This is a genomic window from Flavobacterium sp. FlaQc-57, assembly GCF_044007395.1.
GTDB lineage: Bacteria > Bacteroidota > Bacteroidia > Flavobacteriales > Flavobacteriaceae > Flavobacterium.
Map to the genome: position 1 here is coordinate 215,466 of NZ_JBIPDA010000005.1, position 17,750 is coordinate 233,215.

General features: G+C 32.1%; 23 protein-coding genes. All 23 read right to left on the bottom strand.

Annotated elements, in window-relative coordinates; genetic code table 11:
* Window positions 1-28: 28 nt before the first annotated feature.
* Window positions 29-610 (bottom strand): TIGR00730 family Rossman fold protein, encoded by a 582-nt coding sequence (locus tag ACHRVZ_RS16430; RefSeq protein ID WP_395423922.1) that lies wholly within the window; start codon window positions 608-610, stop codon window positions 29-31.
* A gap of 5 nt (window positions 611-615) precedes the next feature.
* The gene (locus ACHRVZ_RS16435; protein WP_395423925.1) at window positions 616-1,140 is read right to left on the bottom strand and encodes a GNAT family N-acetyltransferase; all 525 of its coding nucleotides are present in this window, start codon (window positions 1,138-1,140) and stop codon (window positions 616-618) included.
* A gap of 187 nt (window positions 1,141-1,327) precedes the next feature.
* A complete protein-coding gene (locus ACHRVZ_RS16440; protein ID WP_395423927.1) occupies window positions 1,328-2,452 on the bottom strand; it encodes a lactonase family protein in 1,125 nt (374 codons plus the stop codon).
* A 24-nt stretch (window positions 2,453-2,476) separates the two neighbouring features.
* The gene (locus ACHRVZ_RS16445) at window positions 2,477-3,007 is read right to left on the bottom strand and encodes a GNAT family N-acetyltransferase (RefSeq protein WP_395423929.1); all 531 of its coding nucleotides are present in this window, start codon (window positions 3,005-3,007) and stop codon (window positions 2,477-2,479) included.
* A 28-nt stretch (window positions 3,008-3,035) separates the two neighbouring features.
* A complete protein-coding gene (locus tag ACHRVZ_RS16450; RefSeq protein ID WP_395423931.1) occupies window positions 3,036-4,133 on the bottom strand; it encodes an MBL fold metallo-hydrolase in 1,098 nt (365 codons plus the stop codon).
* A gap of 315 nt (window positions 4,134-4,448) precedes the next feature.
* Window positions 4,449-4,871 carry a DUF1801 domain-containing protein gene (locus ACHRVZ_RS16455; RefSeq protein ID WP_395423933.1) on the bottom strand — a complete coding sequence of 141 codons (423 nt, stop codon included), beginning with the start codon at window positions 4,869-4,871 and terminating at the stop codon, window positions 4,449-4,451.
* Between the two features lie 6 nt (window positions 4,872-4,877).
* Window positions 4,878-5,924: a serine hydrolase domain-containing protein gene (locus ACHRVZ_RS16460; RefSeq protein ID WP_395423935.1), complete on the bottom strand. Its 1,047-nt coding sequence runs from the start codon at window positions 5,922-5,924 to the stop codon at window positions 4,878-4,880.
* A gap of 107 nt (window positions 5,925-6,031) precedes the next feature.
* The gene (locus ACHRVZ_RS16465; RefSeq protein WP_395423938.1) at window positions 6,032-6,400 is read right to left on the bottom strand and encodes a nuclear transport factor 2 family protein; all 369 of its coding nucleotides are present in this window, start codon (window positions 6,398-6,400) and stop codon (window positions 6,032-6,034) included.
* Window positions 6,401-6,472: 72 nt separating this feature from the next.
* A complete protein-coding gene (locus tag ACHRVZ_RS16470; protein ID WP_395423941.1) occupies window positions 6,473-7,153 on the bottom strand; it encodes an aspartate/glutamate racemase family protein in 681 nt (226 codons plus the stop codon).
* A gap of 34 nt (window positions 7,154-7,187) precedes the next feature.
* A complete protein-coding gene (locus tag ACHRVZ_RS16475) occupies window positions 7,188-7,604 on the bottom strand; it encodes a hypothetical protein (RefSeq protein ID WP_395423943.1) in 417 nt (138 codons plus the stop codon).
* A gap of 33 nt (window positions 7,605-7,637) precedes the next feature.
* Window positions 7,638-8,123, bottom strand: coding sequence for an SRPBCC domain-containing protein (locus ACHRVZ_RS16480; RefSeq protein WP_395423946.1), 486 nt, complete (start codon window positions 8,121-8,123; stop codon window positions 7,638-7,640).
* 249 nt (window positions 8,124-8,372) lie between these two features.
* Window positions 8,373-8,984, bottom strand: a complete 612-nt coding sequence (locus ACHRVZ_RS16485; protein ID WP_395423948.1) for a hypothetical protein — start codon at window positions 8,982-8,984, stop codon at window positions 8,373-8,375.
* Window positions 8,985-9,482: 498 nt separating this feature from the next.
* On the bottom strand, window positions 9,483-10,262 hold the full coding sequence (locus ACHRVZ_RS16490; RefSeq protein WP_395423949.1) for a hypothetical protein: 780 nt from the start codon (window positions 10,260-10,262) through the stop codon (window positions 9,483-9,485).
* Between the two features lie 37 nt (window positions 10,263-10,299).
* Window positions 10,300-10,890 carry a hypothetical protein gene (locus ACHRVZ_RS16495; protein WP_395423951.1) on the bottom strand — a complete coding sequence of 197 codons (591 nt, stop codon included), beginning with the start codon at window positions 10,888-10,890 and terminating at the stop codon, window positions 10,300-10,302.
* A 75-nt stretch (window positions 10,891-10,965) separates the two neighbouring features.
* Window positions 10,966-11,529 (bottom strand): DUF3592 domain-containing protein, encoded by a 564-nt coding sequence (locus ACHRVZ_RS16500; protein ID WP_395423953.1) that lies wholly within the window; start codon window positions 11,527-11,529, stop codon window positions 10,966-10,968.
* A gap of 12 nt (window positions 11,530-11,541) precedes the next feature.
* On the bottom strand, window positions 11,542-12,171 hold the full coding sequence (locus tag ACHRVZ_RS16505; RefSeq protein WP_395423955.1) for a hypothetical protein: 630 nt from the start codon (window positions 12,169-12,171) through the stop codon (window positions 11,542-11,544).
* A 41-nt stretch (window positions 12,172-12,212) separates the two neighbouring features.
* Window positions 12,213-12,644, bottom strand: a complete 432-nt coding sequence (locus ACHRVZ_RS16510) for a GNAT family N-acetyltransferase (RefSeq protein ID WP_395423957.1) — start codon at window positions 12,642-12,644, stop codon at window positions 12,213-12,215.
* 22 nt (window positions 12,645-12,666) lie between these two features.
* Window positions 12,667-13,347, bottom strand: coding sequence for a DUF4919 domain-containing protein (locus ACHRVZ_RS16515; protein ID WP_395423958.1), 681 nt, complete (start codon window positions 13,345-13,347; stop codon window positions 12,667-12,669).
* 59 nt (window positions 13,348-13,406) lie between these two features.
* Entirely contained in the window at window positions 13,407-13,796 is a 390-nt protein-coding gene (locus tag ACHRVZ_RS16520; RefSeq protein WP_395423959.1) for a DUF1801 domain-containing protein, read from the bottom strand.
* A 313-nt stretch (window positions 13,797-14,109) separates the two neighbouring features.
* Window positions 14,110-14,619, bottom strand: a complete 510-nt coding sequence (locus ACHRVZ_RS16525; RefSeq protein WP_395423961.1) for a TPM domain-containing protein — start codon at window positions 14,617-14,619, stop codon at window positions 14,110-14,112.
* A 156-nt stretch (window positions 14,620-14,775) separates the two neighbouring features.
* Window positions 14,776-14,964, bottom strand: a complete 189-nt coding sequence (locus ACHRVZ_RS16530) for a SymE family type I addiction module toxin (RefSeq protein WP_395423963.1) — start codon at window positions 14,962-14,964, stop codon at window positions 14,776-14,778.
* Between the two features lie 349 nt (window positions 14,965-15,313).
* Window positions 15,314-16,702 (bottom strand): dihydrolipoyl dehydrogenase, encoded by a 1,389-nt coding sequence (gene lpdA, locus ACHRVZ_RS16535; protein WP_395423965.1) that lies wholly within the window; start codon window positions 16,700-16,702, stop codon window positions 15,314-15,316.
* 348 nt (window positions 16,703-17,050) lie between these two features.
* On the bottom strand, window positions 17,051-17,635 hold the full coding sequence (locus ACHRVZ_RS16540; RefSeq protein ID WP_395423967.1) for an HNH endonuclease: 585 nt from the start codon (window positions 17,633-17,635) through the stop codon (window positions 17,051-17,053).
* Window positions 17,636-17,750 lie beyond the last annotated feature (115 nt).

Sequence of the window (17,750 nt, forward strand, 5' to 3'; positions counted from 1 at the left end):
TTGAGGTAACTAATTTAAGAATAATAGTTTACACTTTGTCTTTATCAATCCATTTTCCAACAGTTGGAGGTACATAGTTTTTCATTTGATGCAATAAATCGTCAATAGTATTACTTATCAAAAGCATTTTTTGGTTGACATCTTTCAGTAACCCTTTTTCAACCATAACTTCAGTTAATTCAATTAAAGAATCATAAAAGCCGTTGATGTTTAAAATGGCAATTGGTTTTTTATGTAAACCTAGTTGTGCCCAAGTCAGCATTTCAAAAAGCTCTTCAAGCGTTCCAAAACCTCCAGGCAATGCGATAACGCCATCGCACAAATCATTCATTTTGGTTTTTCTTTCGTGCATACTTTCTACCAAAATTAATTCGGTTAAACCAAGATGCGCGATTTCTTTAGATCTTAAAAAATTTGGCAAAACACCAATTGCTTTTCCGCCGGCATTTAGTACACCATCGGCCACAGCGCCCATTAAACCAACATTTGCACCGCCATAAACCAATTCTATATTTTGTTTGGCAAGAGTTTGTCCGAGCAAAGTAGCTTGTTCTTTATAAATTTCTTCGGTACCAGAACTAGAACCGCAAAAGACTGTTATTCTATTCATTAAATTTATTGTTTTTTTAATTCGTATTCAAAATGCGGCATATCTACACCATTGGCAGAAACTATCGTTTCTTTTATTTTTGCTGCTCCAAGTTTTGAAACCGCTTTTTGCGAACGGAAATTTTCTATTCCAACATGAAAAAGTATCGTATCGACATGCTGAAAAGCATAATCGATCATTAATTTTTTATTTGATTTATTATACGGTCCGCCCCAAAATTTTCGGCCAATAAAAGTGTAACCAATACCAACACTTGACTTTTCTTTATCGTAATCATAAAATCGGGTGGTTCCCATTACTTCATTCGATTTTTTATCTAAAATTAAAAAAGCACCTTTAGAATTCATAGCTCCTTCAAAAAAAGGTTTAAATATTTCTATTTTATATCGCTCTTTTACTGGATGCTGTTCCCAAATTAATGGGTCTGAAGCAACTTTATAAAGTTCTTCAAAATGATTTTCTTGCAACGGAATCAATTTTGTGATTTCATCTTCTAAAAAGTCAGGTTGTAAGTTGAATTCTGGTTTCATAATTTTTAAAGTTTTTTTGTTTTAAGCCACAGATTAATAAGATTAAAATGATTTTAAATCTATGTATTGTTATTTTAAAGTAATCGGAATGTTTGTCAGATGACATAAAATGAAAATAAAAATAAGAGCGAAAATAAAAAATTCGTGATAATCCTTTCAGACCAGTAAAATCTGTGGACAATTAAAATTATATCCTTTTTATCTGTACACAAGAAACGTTCTCTATTTTAACTTTATTTTCTATTTTTTTAAGCATTCCTGTTTTTTGATTTCTTTTAAAAACGACTACGTTTCCAGAAATAACATTCGTTGCAATTAAAAAATTTCCACTTTCATCGATGGCAAAAATTCTCGGATGTTTTCCTAAAGTCGATTGATATCCAATGTTTTTCAATAAACCATTTTCGTCAATAGAAAAAATAGCAATATTGTTTTCTTTTCCTCGGTTTGTGGCGTAAAGAAATTTTCCGTCAGGAGAAATATGGATATCTGAACTTTCAAAACCAGATTTGATTTTTTCAGGATGTGTGTTGATTCTCTGAATCTTTTTTAAACTTCCGTTTTCATATTGGTAAACACTAATTGCGCCTGCCATTTCTTCAATACAGTATCCAAATTTCTGATTCGGATGAAAAGTAAAATGTCTTGGTCCAGCTTCTAAATCTGTTTTTATAAAAGGATTTTTTGTTTCCAGTAAAGGTTGTTTTTTATTTTTATCAAATTGATAACAACGAATTTTATCTGCACCTAAATCGGGTAAAAACAAATAATCATTTTGAGGTGAAAACACTGCCGAATGTACGTGCGATCGGGTTTGTCTTTCTTTGTTGACACTTCCGTCCATATATTGGAAATTCTGCGCAAGCGAATCGATTTTTCCATTTTCTAAAAGAGGATGTACAGAAACACTTCCTTCAGTATAATTAGCATTTACAAGCCATTTTCCACCTTTATGAACTGAAACATAAACAGGATTTTCGCCTCCGCTTGATTGTTTGTTTAAAAAAGTAAGCGTTTTATTTTTGGAATTAAATTCAAAACTGCTAACGCTTCCTGCATTTGGTGTTTTGGTATCAGTGCAAGCATATACAAATTTTCCATTTGGCGATAAAGTCAAGTAAGACGGATTGATTAGATCTTTTGCTGAAGCAACTTTGGTCAGTTTACCTTTTAAAGTGTCTAACTGATATACCTGAATAGATTCGGCAGTTTTATCTCGATTATAACTTCCTAAAAAAACATAAGTATTTTGGGCAAACAGATTAAAAGTTGCCAGAAAGACAATTGTAAAAAAGAGTGTTTTAAGTTTCAATGTATTGATTTTAAAATTTTAATTCTATGATGTTATTTTTAATCTAAATCCGAAAACGGCCAATTCTCCTTGCATAAAATCTAAATCTTCAGATCGTTTAAAGCCTAGATTTTCATACATCTGCCATGCTGTTTTCATTGCTAAAGTTGAATGAATTATAAGCTGTTGGCGTTTGTTTAAGGTTGCTTTTTTAATGCATTCCTGCGTTAGTAATTTGCCAATCCCTTTTCCGCGTGCATTGGTGCCGACACCTAATAATCGAAAACCGGCCGAATTTTGTTCCTGAGTTGCAATTCCACCAGAACCATAATATTTCATGTCATTAAAATAAACAACTGCACCCAAAACAGTATTATCTTTATCGACAGCTACTAAAAGTTCCGTTTCGGGATAATTGGTAAAGTCTCCAATATTTGCCAACATCTTGTAATAATTTGGCTGGTCGCTTTCTTTAGGAAAACCGTCTAATTGCGAATAAACACTGATAAGTAATTGTCCTATTTCTTCAAATTCTGAAAAGAAAGCATTTCGAATCGTATAATTTAAAGTATTCATTTTTTATCTTTTATTTCTGAATTCCGTACTAGTGAACTCCTTTCCACCATTGTTGAAATTCTTGTTTTTCATTTTTGAGTTCGACCAATTCACCAATTTTAGGTGTTATTAGCGGAATTGGGTTTTCAGACAAACGGTTCAATTCTGTTACTTTTAGCAAAGGTTCGTCCCACGGATGAAGCGCTAACGGAAATTTCGATGAATGCACCGGAAAGACTCGTTTGGCTTTTAAATCTTTCATTGCTTTTATGACATCTTCCGGCAAATTATGAATGTATTTCCAGGCAGGATTGTATTGACCATTATCGATAAGAGCAATATCAAAAGGCCCAAATTTATCTCCAATTGCAGCATAATGTTTATCATAACCGCTATCGCCGCCCAAATACATTTTAAAGTCTTTGGTTTCTAATACAAATGATGTCCAAAGTGTGTTACAGCGATTGATACTTCTGCCTGAAAAATGTCTTGACGGCGTTGTATAAATCGTAATGTTTTGATCCAGTTCTATTTTTTGATGCCAGTCTTTTTCGATAATACTTTCAACAGGGAATTTCCAAAATTCAAAATGTGAACCTACACCAAGCGGACAGATTATTTTTTTGATTTTAGGTTTTAATTCCATTATGGTTGTATAGTCTAAATGATCATAATGATCGTGCGTAATCAACAAAAAGTCAATTTCCGGAATATCATCAGCAGTATAAATATCGGTTCCTTTAAACGCTTTTGTAGTTCCGTAAATAGGAGAGGCGTTACCGCTGAAAACAGGATCTATTAGAAAACGTTTTCCTTCAAGCTGAATGAAATAAGAGGAATGTCCAAACCAAACCAGAATATCCTGATTTAACGGGATTTCGTGTAAATTAGTTTTTATTGACGGAATTATATCTGTCGGAATTTTGCGGTCTACTTTCTTAAAGAAAAAATCTTTTAAAACATCAAAATAACCGTAACCTTCTGCCAGTTCAGGTGTGAAACTTTCGTTTTCGAATTTTCCGTTTTTATACTGAGGTGACTTTTGAATCAAAACCAATCGTTCTCCAGATGGTCTTTTCCCATATCTCGGATGCATCAAAAAGTAAATAAGAAGAGCCAGTAAAAGTAGAATTATTGTTAGGATCATGATTGTTTAGTTTTTGGTATTGCTGTGTCAGTTGAAAAATAAAACTTAGAATAGAATTTGTCTTATAAAACTATAAACAAATAGTATAGAAATTACAATAAAAAACAGTAAGCTTGAAAGTCGGCGAAATTTAAGATATGTAAAGTCATTTACATAGTTTATTAATTTGATATACAGTTTTTTATAGTTGTAAATGGAGTAGCAAATAATTGTAACAATAATTAAAAAAAACATACATTGCAATACAAAACGGTCATTTTCAGACTGTGAGTTGTGTTCTGATAGAAATCTTTTCATTTATTAGGTTGCAGCAGGTTAATTTGATGGATATAATTTATTTAAATTTTCTACTGAAAGTGAAACCATTTTTTTTAGCACTTCGATATCAATATCTGCCAATTTTTTGATGTAAATACAACCTTTTGCGGCTCTGTGTTTTCCTAATTTCAAAAGTAACTCCTCTCTTTTTTCCGTAGGTAAAGAAACATAAAGCGAAATGGCGGCTTTTCTTGGCGAGAATCCTGCAAGTGGCGCGTCGCCTTCGTGACCGCTGGCATATTTGTAATGATAACTGCCAAAACCAATAATACTTGGTCCCCACATTATAGCGTCAGAACCAGTAACTTTTTGCATTATTTTGATGAGCTCAAAAGAGTCATTTCTTTTTGCTTCATCTTCGACTGTGTTTATGAAATCAACAACACTGCTCTCGGTTTCAGTAGTTTTATTCTTTGCCATTGTCTCTTATTTTTGATTCAGTAAACTGCTTTTCAGTAAAATATTTTTGATTTTAAATTCAGAAGCATAAAACAAATCTGAACTTACGTTCATCTCATTTTCCTGAATAATTAAACTAACATCACTCTCAGGAAAATACAAATTTACAGATGAAAATCCGTCGCCTAAACCCGTGTGACCTAAATATTTGACAGGTTCTTTTTCTAAAATTCTGATACCGTAACCATAACCTTCTTTTTCTTTGCCAAAGAAATTATGTTGAGAAGTAATATTATATTTAAGCATCAATTGATAGGTTTCCGGTTTTAAAATTTTTCCTTTATGGAGATTATTATTCCAAATTGCCAGATCATTTGCAGTTGAGACGATTCCATCTGCGCCTAAGTTATCAGAATTAATCTTAGATTTTTTTACAATTTCAAAAGAATCATTTTTGTTGATATATCCCGAAACGAAATTTTGTTTTTTAGCTTCAGAATAGCAAAGTGTATTGTTCATTTTTAGTTTCTTAAAAAGCGCATCTGCTACTTCAGTATAACTTTTTTTAGTAGTAGATTCAACTATTTTTCCTGCAAGACTAAAACTTAGATCTCCGTATTTAAAATTCGTTCCGGCTTTATAAGCAAGTGGTTTTTGTAAATCGACAATCCCGTGCGTGTGATTTAGTAATTGATGAACTGTAACAGAATCAGCCCACGATTGCGTTAACTCCGGTAAATATTTTTTAATTGGTGCATTCAGATCGATTTTTCCTTTTTCAACTTCCAATAAAATCAAAACTGCAGTAATTTGTTTACTGTTGGACATAATTTCGAATTGACTATCAATTTTTAAAGGTTTTTTAGTTTCAAAATTGCTAAATCCCTTCGCTTTTGAGTACAAAGTTTTTCCGTTTTTTGAAATTAGGATTACGCCGTTAAATTTAGGATTATTGAGTTTTATTACGCTGTCAATTTTTGCAGAATAATTGTCCTTTTTTTGTGCGAATGAATTGCAATTCGAAAGAAGTAAAAGAAAAGATAGTAAAGAGAAGATTCTAAATGTCGATTTCATTAATTTTTTTTGGTGTTTTTGGTTTTAGGTTTTCGTTTTTTTGTTTCAGGTTTCAGGTTTTCGTTTTTGTGTCTTTGTTGATTGTTAACTGTGACTGAAAACTATTTTTAGAACATTCCGTTCTCGTTAATTTTTTCTTTTGGAATCAGTTGTCCTAAATCCCAAAGTTCAATTATTTTATTTGCTTCGAATTTAAAAATATGTACGACTGCGGCGCCTAAGTCGGTTGAGTTTTGCTTTACATGAGAATGAACCGCAACCAAATCTCCGTCGCTTAGCGCGTGATGAATTGTGAGTGTTTTGTTTGGGTTTTTTCTTGACGATTCTTCCATTGCCAGCATCAAAGTGTCAGAGTCACCTTTAAAATAGGCGTTATGATGTTTAAAATCCTTGCCAACATACAAACGAAACGCTTCGTGCGAATGCCCGTTTGCAGCGAGTTTAAGAAAGTCTTTGGCAATAAATTTCTTAGTCATGATTTTAAAATTAAAAAACAAACTAAGTTATGAAATTTACCATCTTAAATGGAAATTTTTTCGGATTTAACTTTAAGACAAAATGAAGTTTACAATAGCCTCAGAATGTATTTTGGTAGTATCAAAAACAGGGAATGAAAAGTCAGATTGATCGATTAGCAACGGAATTTCGGTACAGCCTAAAATAATGCCTTCTGCGCCGCGCTCCGTTAATTCATTTGCAATATGAATATAGTTTTGTTTCGATTCCGGATTAATAATTCCTCTTCCAAGTTCTTCTTTCAAAACGTGTTGTATATAATCTCTGGTTTCCTGCTTTTCAGGAATAAGTACATTTAAGCCAAAACTTTTCAGACGATCTTTATAAAAATCCATTTCCATGGAAAACGAAGTTCCTAAAAGTCCAATTGTTTTAATTTTTTGTGCGGATATTTTTTGTGCGGTTTCTGTCGCAATATGAATTAAGGGTAATTCAACTTCTTTTTCAATTTTATCTGCATACATATGCGCTGTATTTGCTCCCAGTACAATGGCATCAACACCACTTTTCTTTAAGCTTAAGCAGGCATTTAATAGAATTTCGTACGAGTCAGTCCAGGTTTTTTCCTGTATGTCGGCAAAGTTTAAAGAATAAATTAAGCATTCTGCAAATTGTAATCCTCCCAGTTTTTTATTGACACCTTCGTTGATTAATTTATAATATTCAATGGTCGAAACCCAACTGATTCCTCCTACGAGTCCAATTTTTTTCATTGTTTTTTAAGGTAGATTGAGAGAAGAAATGTCTTTATGATTTATTATTGGCAAACAATTTTATCGCTAAATATGTCAGAGGAATGTAAGCAAAAACTAAATCTATAATTGTAAACCAAATAGGAGAAGGAAGAGTACAAACACTTACGATTCCTCCAATTAAAAAGAAACCACCAATTATTAAAGGTAATTTTGTTTTATGAGTTATAGCAATTATAGCTGTTGTTGCTGCTCCCGCAAACGTTCCGATCGCATGTGCTAAAAACGGAAAAAGAAAATGCTTCGGTTCAAATAAATGCATAGTAGCTTTTAAGCTTTCGGTAGTTGTATTATCTGCGCCATTTGGAAGCGGAATGATTGAACTACTCAATAAAAGAATAAACATATTAACAATACTTCCAACAAAAAGTCCGGCAATAACAGCCAAAATGTTTCTTACAATAGGATTCATAGTTTTGGTTTTTTAGCTACGAATTTATGAAAATTATTTCGATGATAATTTCTTTTCCGTATCTGTCTGCGGTTTTCCTGAGGCATTTGGCGCACCTTTTCCAGTTGTGATCAGTTTAAGTAAACTATTCTGAATATAATTTGTCCAGCCTTCTTTGCAAATATCAAAACATTCATATTCTGGTACCAAACCAAAATGGGTGAAATGAAGCTCTGTTTGGCCCTCTTTTTCAGAAATTTCAAAAGTGGGTTTTGTTCCCGTCCATTCGGTTTTGTCTTCGGTAAATTTGAAATAATTTTGCTCCACTAACCAAACAATTTTTTTGTTCGGGACAACTTCAATTAATTTTACTTTACATCGATGAACATCTTCATAATGATAATCGAATTCATCATTAAGCTTTGCCGAATTGCCTTCTACTTCTTCTGACCACCATCCGCGAACATTTGTAATGGCATTAAAAACGTCTTCGGGAGATTGATCTACTTTTATTGTTGTGGTAAAATCTGTTGCACTCATTGTATATGTTTTTAGAAAGTTATACAACAAAGTTATCTTTTAAAAATCAATTGGTTAGGGTTGTTTAAGGACAATTTTAAGGGGGAATTCGGACAGGTTTAAAATCAGTATTAATTATTTCAAATTTAAGGAGCAGAAAAATTATTTTCATAATAACCTTTAGTCCCGCTGTACGCTATATCTTTTCCTTGCTAAAGAAGCAAGAAAAAGGATGCCGCTCCCATCGGGGCTAGATTAGACGTTTATCATTTATAAGAAATACTTTTTCTGAATGAGTGAAAAAATAAGGAAAAATGTCAAAACGATTATAAAAATTAACCATCCGTATCCTTGTGTGTTTTTTAAGTTTTTAGAGTCACTTTTTAACTTAAAATAAGAAGTAGTTATATTCTTTAAATTTTTTGCAAGAATAGTATAATTTGTAATTTCCATTGAAGTTATAACTATTTTCTTTGAGTTATAAAGTTCAATTATGATTTTATTACCGCTATAAATATCAAAAGTCGAAAAGTCTCGCGAACCTTGAACACTATATTTACTTTCTCTAACTTTATAAACATCCTCAAAAGCTATATTTCGTTTGTAAAAGATTAAAGGATACGAAATAGTCAGGATTGTATTGGTTAGTGTAACTCTTTTTGAACTAAACAGCATGTATAGACTTCCAAAGGCAAAAAAAGCGAATAGAAACACAATTATCCATATTAAATTAGTTTCGGTATCGTTATTTGTTATCCACTCACTGCCGCAAATTAAAAAAATAATACTTGAAGGAAATAAGAACCCCATAATGCTAAAGCCTATTTGAAGTAAACTAGGGTTTCCTATTATTACTTCAGGTGTTTCAGTTTCGTTAATCATATTTAGTTTCTAAAAAGATTCTAAAGGATTTAGGTTGTTCTAAACAATCCAATCAATAAATTAATAATAAAAATAGGTACAGCAACAAAAATAATTAGTAAAAATTCATTCACTAATGTGATGTTAATTAACTGGTTTCCGTTGTCAAGCATAGGAAAGTTAGGATCTCTTGTTAATAGTTTACTGTAAATAATAACGAGCCAATAAATAACAAAACTCCCAATCAAAATAGAAGAATGAATTATAGTTAACGGATTTATAAGCCGTTTTTTAGGTAGTTTCTCGAATACCCAATACAGTAGCCCCGTTAAAAAATATAAGGTAAACAAAACAAGAGTACAATGATAGTTTGATATTACAAAATAAGTATCGTGAACATTAATATCTAAGATTGAATTTGGATCAGTGCTTCGATTAAATCCAATCAATAAAATTAGTATTGAAACGATGAAGAACAAGTTATAGACTTTTATTTTTTTTACATTCATAAATGGTGTTTTACTCAATTCGTTTTACCACATTGTCAATGTTTTCAACTACTAAGTTAAAAACAATTTTATTTCGGGGGAATTCTTTTTGCACAGTATTTCGTAATTCGATAAAAGGCTGGTAAGCTTCGGGTTCAGTTTTTACTGATTCATTGCAAGAAATAGATACAATATAATTGTTATCTGTCTTTTCCAGATAAACATATTTAGTTAATGAGTCGTCAAAAAAGGTTCCTTTTGTGAGCGCTTCGGCTATTTTATCGGCTTCATTTTCATTGATATTGCTTTGATAGACAATTTCGTGATTCATTGTGCCGTATTTTTTTGTTGATTCAGAAAGTGTTCCTTTCGCGGCTTCATTTAAAAAACCTAAACCAACCAATACACCAAGCGTAACTACACACCCTATTAAAGTTATCCCTATTGTACGCCACCAATTATACTCTTCACCGCCATTGTTAATATGCTTATTTATTTTCTCTTCCTGAAAACGTTTGACTAAGTAAGCTGTAATTCCTACATATATTAAAGGAAATATAACACTAGGAATATTTACGCTCTCCGGAATTAAAAAGATTAGACTAAAAATAAATATGGTTGAAAGTACTGTAATAATCCAGGTTTTCTTAACGTTTTTGTAATCAGCAAAAGTTCTGAAATTTTCTGAAATAAGATAACCTGCAACTAGAGGGCCTCCTAAAAAAGTACCAATGTTAATTGCTTTTTCAGAGTATATTTTTCCTGTTGGGATTTCTTCAAAAACTGATTTTTCTAGTATTGTTTCTTCCATGATATATCTTTGATTTATGATTTGAAGTTTTATTGTATCATTTTACTTTAATCAAGAGTAGTTTTCTACCTTCATTAATCATTCGGACGCCATACGAAATAGTCGCAATTGCACAACCCAGGCTCACTACAACGTTGGCAAAATTTACTGTAATTGTTTTTTGTGTTATTAAATAAATACCAAGTATTGCAAACAGGCAAGTCCAGGCTCCCATATAATAATCAAAAGTGCGGTTGAAAATTTTGGCTAACGGAAAAAAATGCAGACCAACTGCTAAAGCAAAAAACGAAATAAACAATTCGTCGTGATGAATGTTCATCAAAACATTCTTTGCAATAAGTATTCCCAGACCTTCTAAACCAAAGACGATTAAGAACCATTTTTCTTTCCTTTTTTCTTCAATAGTTTTTTCTTCGGTACTTTCAATAAGAGATTTTTGTGCTTTGGTAAATGTCAAATAGAAGTATAAAAACGCTGTAATGATAAAACCTAAAAGAACTCCAATAAGCCTGTAATCTTTATTTTCAAGATAATATTCGGCAATAAAAGCCCAAATTGTAGTATTGATAATCATAAAGAATAAACCTCCAATTGGTTTGTCGATATCTTTTTTGGTAATTGGTTTCATTTGTTTTTTTGTTAGGTATTGGTCTCTTCTTTTTTTAGGTTTGGATAGCCTTAAACATTGTTTTTTAAATTAAATCTACTTAAACAAAGGCGCTACTAAATAAAAAGTAAGACAGGTAATTCCTGAACTGGCCAATAACCCCATAAAAATACCAATGAATATTTGGCTATTAACTCGTGGTACTAAACAGGCTTTTTGAGGTTTTTTAGGATCGTAATAAACTCGTGTAGGCGTTCCAATCATATTTTTTATTTCTTTTTCACTATTTATGAAATTCAGATCACTATGTTGATCATAATTGTTTGAAGGTTTGTTCAAGCGCTTATAGTCTTTTATAAAAAGAGAATCAGAGGCATAAGTCTGATTCGATTTGTATTCTTTTCCATCAACAGTATAGCGATATTCTTTTACAATTGCTGATCGGGAAGTTGTTTCATGATCAGTATTGAATTCAGTATATTTTATCTCAGCGTTGGTAATTTTACCAAGTGTCGATTTCCAGTTGCGGCTTTTTATCATTCGGTACAATCCTATAATTCCGGAAAAAAATAACCAATAGCTAAAATAGATAAATAGCGGAAAAAACGCACATACAAATATTGTGGCCGGAACATCGAGTTGCCAATTGTTTAAATTCATTTTTGTTGATTTCTAATGTGATAAAACAACAGGAGTAGGATCGTTTTCTTTAATTCTGATTTTACATTTTTTTTCAATATCATAGACATTTTCAATTCCTGAGATGTAAATGATATCCGGAACAAATTTGTCTGCTTGGTTTTTTTGGCTTTGCATTTTGCCGGTTCTCAATTCATATTCCAGATCGCCCAAATTGTTTTTGGATTCTATTTTTACATTTCCTGTAAATTGTTCCCAATCTGTAATGGTACTTTTTCCGTTGTAATATTGGATAAGCCGGGTCTCTGTTCCAACAAAATAACTTCCTTTTTGAAATAGCGATTTAATGGCAAAAAAAAGCAAAATAAGTCCAATTACTGCAAATAGTCCAATGATTAATCCGGGAACCAAAAGCTCACTTAAATCTTCCCAACTGGCGGTTACCGGTACATCATTTGATGTAAAATGAACTTCCTCATTTCTAAGTAACGGGCCAAAAAGGGCATAGGCCATAAAACCTACAAAACTGCACCATATACAGGCAAAAAATAAGCCAATCCGTGTTTTACTCAGAGGATATTTTCGTTTTGCTTTTGTCAAAAAATCGACTTTTTCATTTTCAATAAGTTTTTTAAGATCAATAGGTAATTCGGTTAAGTTCATTTTTGTTAGTAGGTTTTGGAATTGTTTTTTTTAGTTATTATTTAATTTATGTTTTCGGATAATTCAAAAAGAATATAACCTCCATGGTCAGATTGTCCTCTTTCTATTGCAATGAAACCTTTTTTGAGATAGAAATCAACAGCTTTTAGGTTGTTTTCAAGACATTTTAAGGTAATTGGTAATTGTGTTTTTGCAATTGCAGCTTTTAATAATTGGGTTCCAATGTTTTTACCCTGATGTTGTTGATCAATATATAAATGATGAATAAAATGATCTCTCATCCAAATAGAAATAAATCCGACGGGAATATCATTAAGATGAGCAACCAAAATTAACTCTCCTTTTGTATCCCGATCAAAATCTTTTAACTGAAACTCTGATGGATCGAGCCATAAAAATGTCCCTCGTCTTACCTTAAAGTATAAGTTTCGTAAGGGCTCAAAATCGGATTTTCGGATTGCGGTTATTTTCATTTTGAGTGTAAATTTCCAGCTTTTATTTGAATGATTTTGCCTCGTTTTCAAGCATTTTTTCAATATTAAAGTATACTCCGTCTACTTTATATTTGCCTTTCTCGAAACTGAGATAATCACATTTTCCAATTAAGGACTGAGATTTAGTTTCGAGTTCAAAAACATTCAGAACGACATATTCGTGTGATACAACAAGAACATGAAAACCGGTTTCGCATTGCTTTCCGTCTCCGGATGATAAAATGGCATTTATAATATTGTGAAATTTAAATGATGTTTTTTGTGCCAATTCTTCATTTCCTTTTACATGATAAACATAGCCCAGAAAATTTAGCAATCTTAAATCGAACGGAAAATCATTTAGTGAATGATTGGCCAGTTTAATGATTTCATCGCAATCTGTTGGTTCTAATTTTTCTTTACCGTAGTATTCGCGAAGTTTTTTGTCATCAGGAGAAGTCCAAAAGGCGCTATATTTAGGTTGAAATACATATCCAAAATACAAATGGCGATACTCATCCTGGTTTAAAAGTGTGTCATTACTAACCAGTCTTTCCATTAATTTTGGATAATAATACGATGAACTTTTGTCTTTAATTTCTTTTTCAATTGCTTTATAATCTAGAATTTTAAAAGTAGTTTCCTGAGCAAAAACGGTAATTCCGATTAAGAATAATACTAAGGGTAAAAATTTTCTGAACATGGTTTAAGGTTTAGGTTTTTGGTAGAATTAAATTAGTATTTTATTATGATATTTCATTATCACTTCAATCTTTCTAAAACTCCTTTTCGTTTGATTAAATTTTTATAATCCCATTGTATTTCACGTGATTTATTGAGCCAGCGTTTTAGATCTTCTTTATTAATTTGATCAGTTTCAGTATATCGAAATTCAGCTGCTTTGAAGGATCCTTCGTTTGCGAGCTTTTCTTCCTCAAAAGATTGTCCGCTCCAAAAGAGTAATCGGATACAATTTTTTAATTTACTATAACCCACAATCGGATTTCCGTTCAGAAACCAAACCGGATGCGCATGCCAGATTTTATTTTCAGCATCAGATAAATTTTTACTGATTATTGTCGCCAATTGATCGCAGATTTCTTTGTCTGAAACAGTTTGCAAATTATTATAATCGTTTATGGCTGTATTCATAATAATGCGCTTTTTAGTTGTCTGTAAATAAACAATACTGTCTTGTTAATTGCATTTGAAAGCTATTCGCACAAGCTAAAATAATCTTTTTTTATTACAAAAACATAATTTAAAAAAGGGGCTTTCTTTTCAAAATGGGTTCGCGAGCCATAGTAATGATGGTCGTGGCCAGAAGAAGGACAAGCAAGAAAATATAATGTCTCAATAACGATCAGGAAGTGTAGTCCGAAAGTACACGCTCAGATTAATAAAAAAATCCGACTTACTTTGTGTAAATCGGATGTTGTATTGAAAACGTGATTTTTTTTAAACGTTACTTTAGTTTTACTATAATTTGAGCTACGGCTTTTTCTAATCCTTTGTGAAAATCTCCTTTTTTGAATTCGGGCAAGGCAAAATTGGATATAATTTCTCTTGTTTCGTCGTAGTTGAGTTTATTTCCTATTTGATTGCTTGCCTGAAGCTGAATTTGTCTTAAGTCTTTACTCAGAACAATTAAAACAGCTGCATTCATTTTTAATTTATTACTTAAATAGGTGTTGAGGTACAATGCGTATTCTGGAATATTAGCGTAAGGAATTATAGAGGAAGTTGTTACAATAATAATTTTATGACCTGAATTTGATTCGCATGATTTTAATGTGTTTTTTAAACCTGTGATTTGGCTCGGAGATAATATCTTTTCGTAATCATTTACATAGTCATACGATTTCGAAAAAATAGTTTGTGTTTGCGAATTTTGGTTCGTCACCTTTTTTGTTTGAGCAAAGATAGTATGAGATAAAAATAAGGTAATTGTAATAATGAAGAATGTCTTTTTCATTGTAGATTTAAGCTTTGATTTGGTGCCGCGAAAATAACACTTTATTATCATAAAACATCTTGTAATTTGTTACTAAATAAGGAATGTTCTATTGGTTTTGCTCGGATTGAATGAATGTTGAACGTAATTTTTTGAATTGAAAATTAAATGGAACTTTTATTTGTTTTCCTTTTCAACGGTTATTGTTAACTTATTTTTCTTTTGTTTTATATTTATCATTTGCCCCGCATTGAAACCAAGTTTGTTTAGCCATTTACCTTCAAGTTTTATAACCGGAATTGTTGTGGCTTTATAAGTGCTTGGTTGATATTTTGTATGAATTTTTAGTTTTCTTGAGTCTTTCATTGTCATATAGTTTTATGTTTTTAACCTTAATTAAAAAACGATAAATTTTTAAGACAAAGTATTGTCATTTCGACGTAAGGAGAAATCACACAAGTAATTCGACAAAGTTTGATGATTTTCTTTGCGGAGTTTCTAGTGTGATTTCTCCTTACGTCGAAATGACAAAAATTGATGATTTTGGAATAAACCAAATGTCTAACTAATGGTTGAGAATGTTGTCATATTATAAGTTGACAAACAAGAATCTTATCAACAATTTTCAATATGAAGAAATAAAAAAATCCGACTTGCTTTCACAAATCGGATTCTTTAAATTGAAAATTATATATAACCGTAAAACGGTATGTTATTACAAGTGAATTACTTCGCCGTAAGCATCAGCAACTGCTTCCATAACAGCCTCGCTCATTGTTGGGTGAGGGTGAATAGATTTTAAGATTTCGTGACCAGTAGTTTCTAGTTTACGAGCTACAACTGCTTCAGCAATCATATCTGTAACACCGGCACCAATCATGTGGCATCCTAACCATTCTCCGTATTTAGCATCAAAGATTACTTTTACAAATCCGTCTGGAGTTCCGGCAGCTTTAGCTTTTCCTGAAGCTGAGAATGGGAATTTACCAATTTTTAATTCGTATCCTTTTTCTTTAGCTTGTTTTTCAGTTAAACCTACAGAAGCGATTTCTGGAGTTGCGTAAGTACAACCAGGAACGTTTCCGTAATCGATTGGATCTACGTGTAAACCAGCAATTTTCTCCACACAGTTAATTCCTTCAGCAGAAGCTACGTGAGCTAAAGCTTGCCCTGGAGTAACATCTCCAATTGCATAATATCCAGGAATGTTAGTTTGGTTGAAAGCGTTTACTAAGATTTTATCTCTGTCAACAGCGATTCCAACTTCTTCTAAACCAATATTTTCGATGTTAGTTTTAATTCCAACTGCCGAAAGTACGATGTCAGCTTCAAGAACTTCTTCACCTTTTGCGGTTTTAACAAACGCTTTTACTCCTGCACCAGTTGTGTCAATACGCTCAACAGATGAGTTAGTCATAACTTTAATTCCGGCTTTTTTCAAAGAACGCTCAAATTGTTTTGAGATATCTTCGTCTTCTACAGGAACAACGTTTGGCATAAATTCTACGATAGTAACATCAGTTCCCATTGAGTTGTAAAAGTGAGCAAACTCAACTCCAATAGCTCCAGAACCTACAATGATCATAGATTTTGGTTGCGTTGGTAATGTCATTGCTTGTCTGTAACCAATTACTTTTACACCATCTTGAGGTAAGTTTGGTAACTCACGAGAGCGAGCTCCAGTTGCGATGATAATATGGTCAGCGCTATATTCAGTAACTTTATTGTCTTTATCAGTAACGTCAAGTTTTTTTCCTGGTTTTAGTTTTCCAAAACCTTCGATAACGTCAATTTTGTTTTTCTTCATCAAGAACTGAACTCCTTTGCTCATTCCTTCTGCAACACCACGGCTACGTTGTACAACAGCAGGGAAATCTTTATCAAATTCAGAAACTTTCAATCCGTAGTCAGAAGCGTGTTTTAAATAATCAAAAACCTGAGCCGATTTTAGTAATGCTTTTGTTGGGATACATCCCCAGTTTAAACATACACCACCTAAGTTTTCTTTTTCAACTACAGCTACTTTAAAGCCTAATTGTGAAGCTCTAATAGCTGTTACATATCCGCCAGGACCACTTCCTAAAACAATAACGTCGTATTTCATTTTTTTGGTTTTTAGTATTTAATACCGAAAAATGAAGTTTAATTCCGAAACTCATTTTCCGATTTTATTCTTTTGTTATTTGTGATTGCGAATTTAAGGAATTATTTTAAAAAACGCTTCAAATTTTATTTTTACCCACACGCATTTTGATCTTTTCACAGAAACTTAAGTAATTGTTAATTGTAAATTATGAATTATGAATTGAAAAATCAGATTTAGAAATGAAATCTCAAATTAAATTGGTTACCAAAATAAACGAAGTCGAAGCCTTTTCGCATTGAAAATTCTTCGACTTCGCTCACAGTGAAATAAATTAATAATTCACAATTAATAATTAATAATTTATAATTAAACCTTAACGTGTCCCCAGTTTTCACCGCTCGCAATTCGTCTGATTTGCATTTCGCTTACACCAAATTGTTTGGCGATCATTTTTAGACGTGTTTTTTGTTCAGGTCTTGCTAATATCTTCTTGATTAACATCACTTTTGTAGTGGTTAATTTTCTTCCATCAGCTTTTAAGTTGTGTTCAATTAGATTCTTTTTGGCCTGAATTACACGCGGACTCTTACGGCTGTGCGCCATCATTTCGGCTTTTGTTGCCCAGCGTAGGTTGCTAATATCATCATTGCTTCTGTTATAATCCATATGAAGAACATAAGTTTGCTCTTCAGACTCTTTTGGAATAAAATACTGCGCAACTAATTTGTATAAAAACAGGTATTTGTTGACAATTTTGTCGTCTTTTTTAACCTTAAATCTAAAGGTTGGATATCCGTCGCTTAAACCGCCTTTCAGGAGACGTCCGTTTTCAATTTCATCTGAAAAACTTACTAAGCGACCTCTATTCGAAATTGCGTATCTAAGTTGTAATGAGGCGTTTATTTCTATTTCTTTGAATTCTTCTTGAGGATAAAATCTGTTTTGTGGCATTTTCTTTTACATTTGATTTTTTGATTCTCAAAGATAAAGAATAAAGAAAAATAGAATACTATCGCGCTGGTTCTCAACTATCACATTTATGATTCTTATAACGCTAATTTAACTT

Excerpts from the sequence above, each read along its gene's own strand:
- ACHRVZ_RS16485 (WP_395423948.1), bottom strand. The coding sequence starts at position 8,984 with ATGATTAACGAAACTGAAACACCTGAAGTAATAATAGGAAACCCTAGT.
- ACHRVZ_RS16500 (WP_395423953.1), bottom strand. The coding sequence starts at position 11,529 with ATGAATTTAAACAATTGGCAACTCGATGTTCCGGCCACAATATTTGTA.
- ACHRVZ_RS16465 (WP_395423938.1), bottom strand. The coding sequence starts at position 6,400 with ATGACTAAGAAATTTATTGCCAAAGACTTTCTTAAACTCGCTGCAAAC.
- ACHRVZ_RS16475 (WP_395423943.1), bottom strand. The coding sequence starts at position 7,604 with ATGAATCCTATTGTAAGAAACATTTTGGCTGTTATTGCCGGACTTTTT.
- ACHRVZ_RS16445 (WP_395423929.1), bottom strand. The coding sequence starts at position 3,007 with ATGAATACTTTAAATTATACGATTCGAAATGCTTTCTTTTCAGAATTT.
- ACHRVZ_RS16510 (WP_395423957.1), bottom strand. The coding sequence starts at position 12,644 with ATGAAAATAACCGCAATCCGAAAATCCGATTTTGAGCCCTTACGAAAC.
- ACHRVZ_RS16455 (WP_395423933.1), bottom strand. The coding sequence starts at position 4,871 with ATGGCAAAGAATAAAACTACTGAAACCGAGAGCAGTGTTGTTGATTTC.
- ACHRVZ_RS16430 (WP_395423922.1), bottom strand. The coding sequence starts at position 610 with ATGAATAGAATAACAGTCTTTTGCGGTTCTAGTTCTGGTACCGAAGAA.
- ACHRVZ_RS16480 (WP_395423946.1), bottom strand. The coding sequence starts at position 8,123 with ATGAGTGCAACAGATTTTACCACAACAATAAAAGTAGATCAATCTCCC.
- ACHRVZ_RS16470 (WP_395423941.1), bottom strand. The coding sequence starts at position 7,153 with ATGAAAAAAATTGGACTCGTAGGAGGAATCAGTTGGGTTTCGACCATT.
- ACHRVZ_RS16460 (WP_395423935.1), bottom strand. The coding sequence starts at position 5,924 with ATGAAATCGACATTTAGAATCTTCTCTTTACTATCTTTTCTTTTACTT.
- ACHRVZ_RS16525 (WP_395423961.1), bottom strand. The coding sequence starts at position 14,619 with ATGAAAAAGACATTCTTCATTATTACAATTACCTTATTTTTATCTCAT.
- ACHRVZ_RS16435 (WP_395423925.1), bottom strand. The coding sequence starts at position 1,140 with ATGAAACCAGAATTCAACTTACAACCTGACTTTTTAGAAGATGAAATC.
- ACHRVZ_RS16505 (WP_395423955.1), bottom strand. The coding sequence starts at position 12,171 with ATGAACTTAACCGAATTACCTATTGATCTTAAAAAACTTATTGAAAAT.
- ACHRVZ_RS16515 (WP_395423958.1), bottom strand. The coding sequence starts at position 13,347 with ATGTTCAGAAAATTTTTACCCTTAGTATTATTCTTAATCGGAATTACC.
- ACHRVZ_RS16520 (WP_395423959.1), bottom strand. The coding sequence starts at position 13,796 with ATGAATACAGCCATAAACGATTATAATAATTTGCAAACTGTTTCAGAC.
- ACHRVZ_RS16490 (WP_395423949.1), bottom strand. The coding sequence starts at position 10,262 with ATGGAAGAAACAATACTAGAAAAATCAGTTTTTGAAGAAATCCCAACA.
- ACHRVZ_RS16530 (WP_395423963.1), bottom strand. The coding sequence starts at position 14,964 with ATGAAAGACTCAAGAAAACTAAAAATTCATACAAAATATCAACCAAGC.
- ACHRVZ_RS16540 (WP_395423967.1), bottom strand. The coding sequence starts at position 17,635 with ATGCCACAAAACAGATTTTATCCTCAAGAAGAATTCAAAGAAATAGAA.
- ACHRVZ_RS16450 (WP_395423931.1), bottom strand. The coding sequence starts at position 4,133 with ATGATCCTAACAATAATTCTACTTTTACTGGCTCTTCTTATTTACTTT.
- ACHRVZ_RS16495 (WP_395423951.1), bottom strand. The coding sequence starts at position 10,890 with ATGAAACCAATTACCAAAAAAGATATCGACAAACCAATTGGAGGTTTA.
- lpdA (WP_395423965.1), bottom strand. The coding sequence starts at position 16,702 with ATGAAATACGACGTTATTGTTTTAGGAAGTGGTCCTGGCGGATATGTA.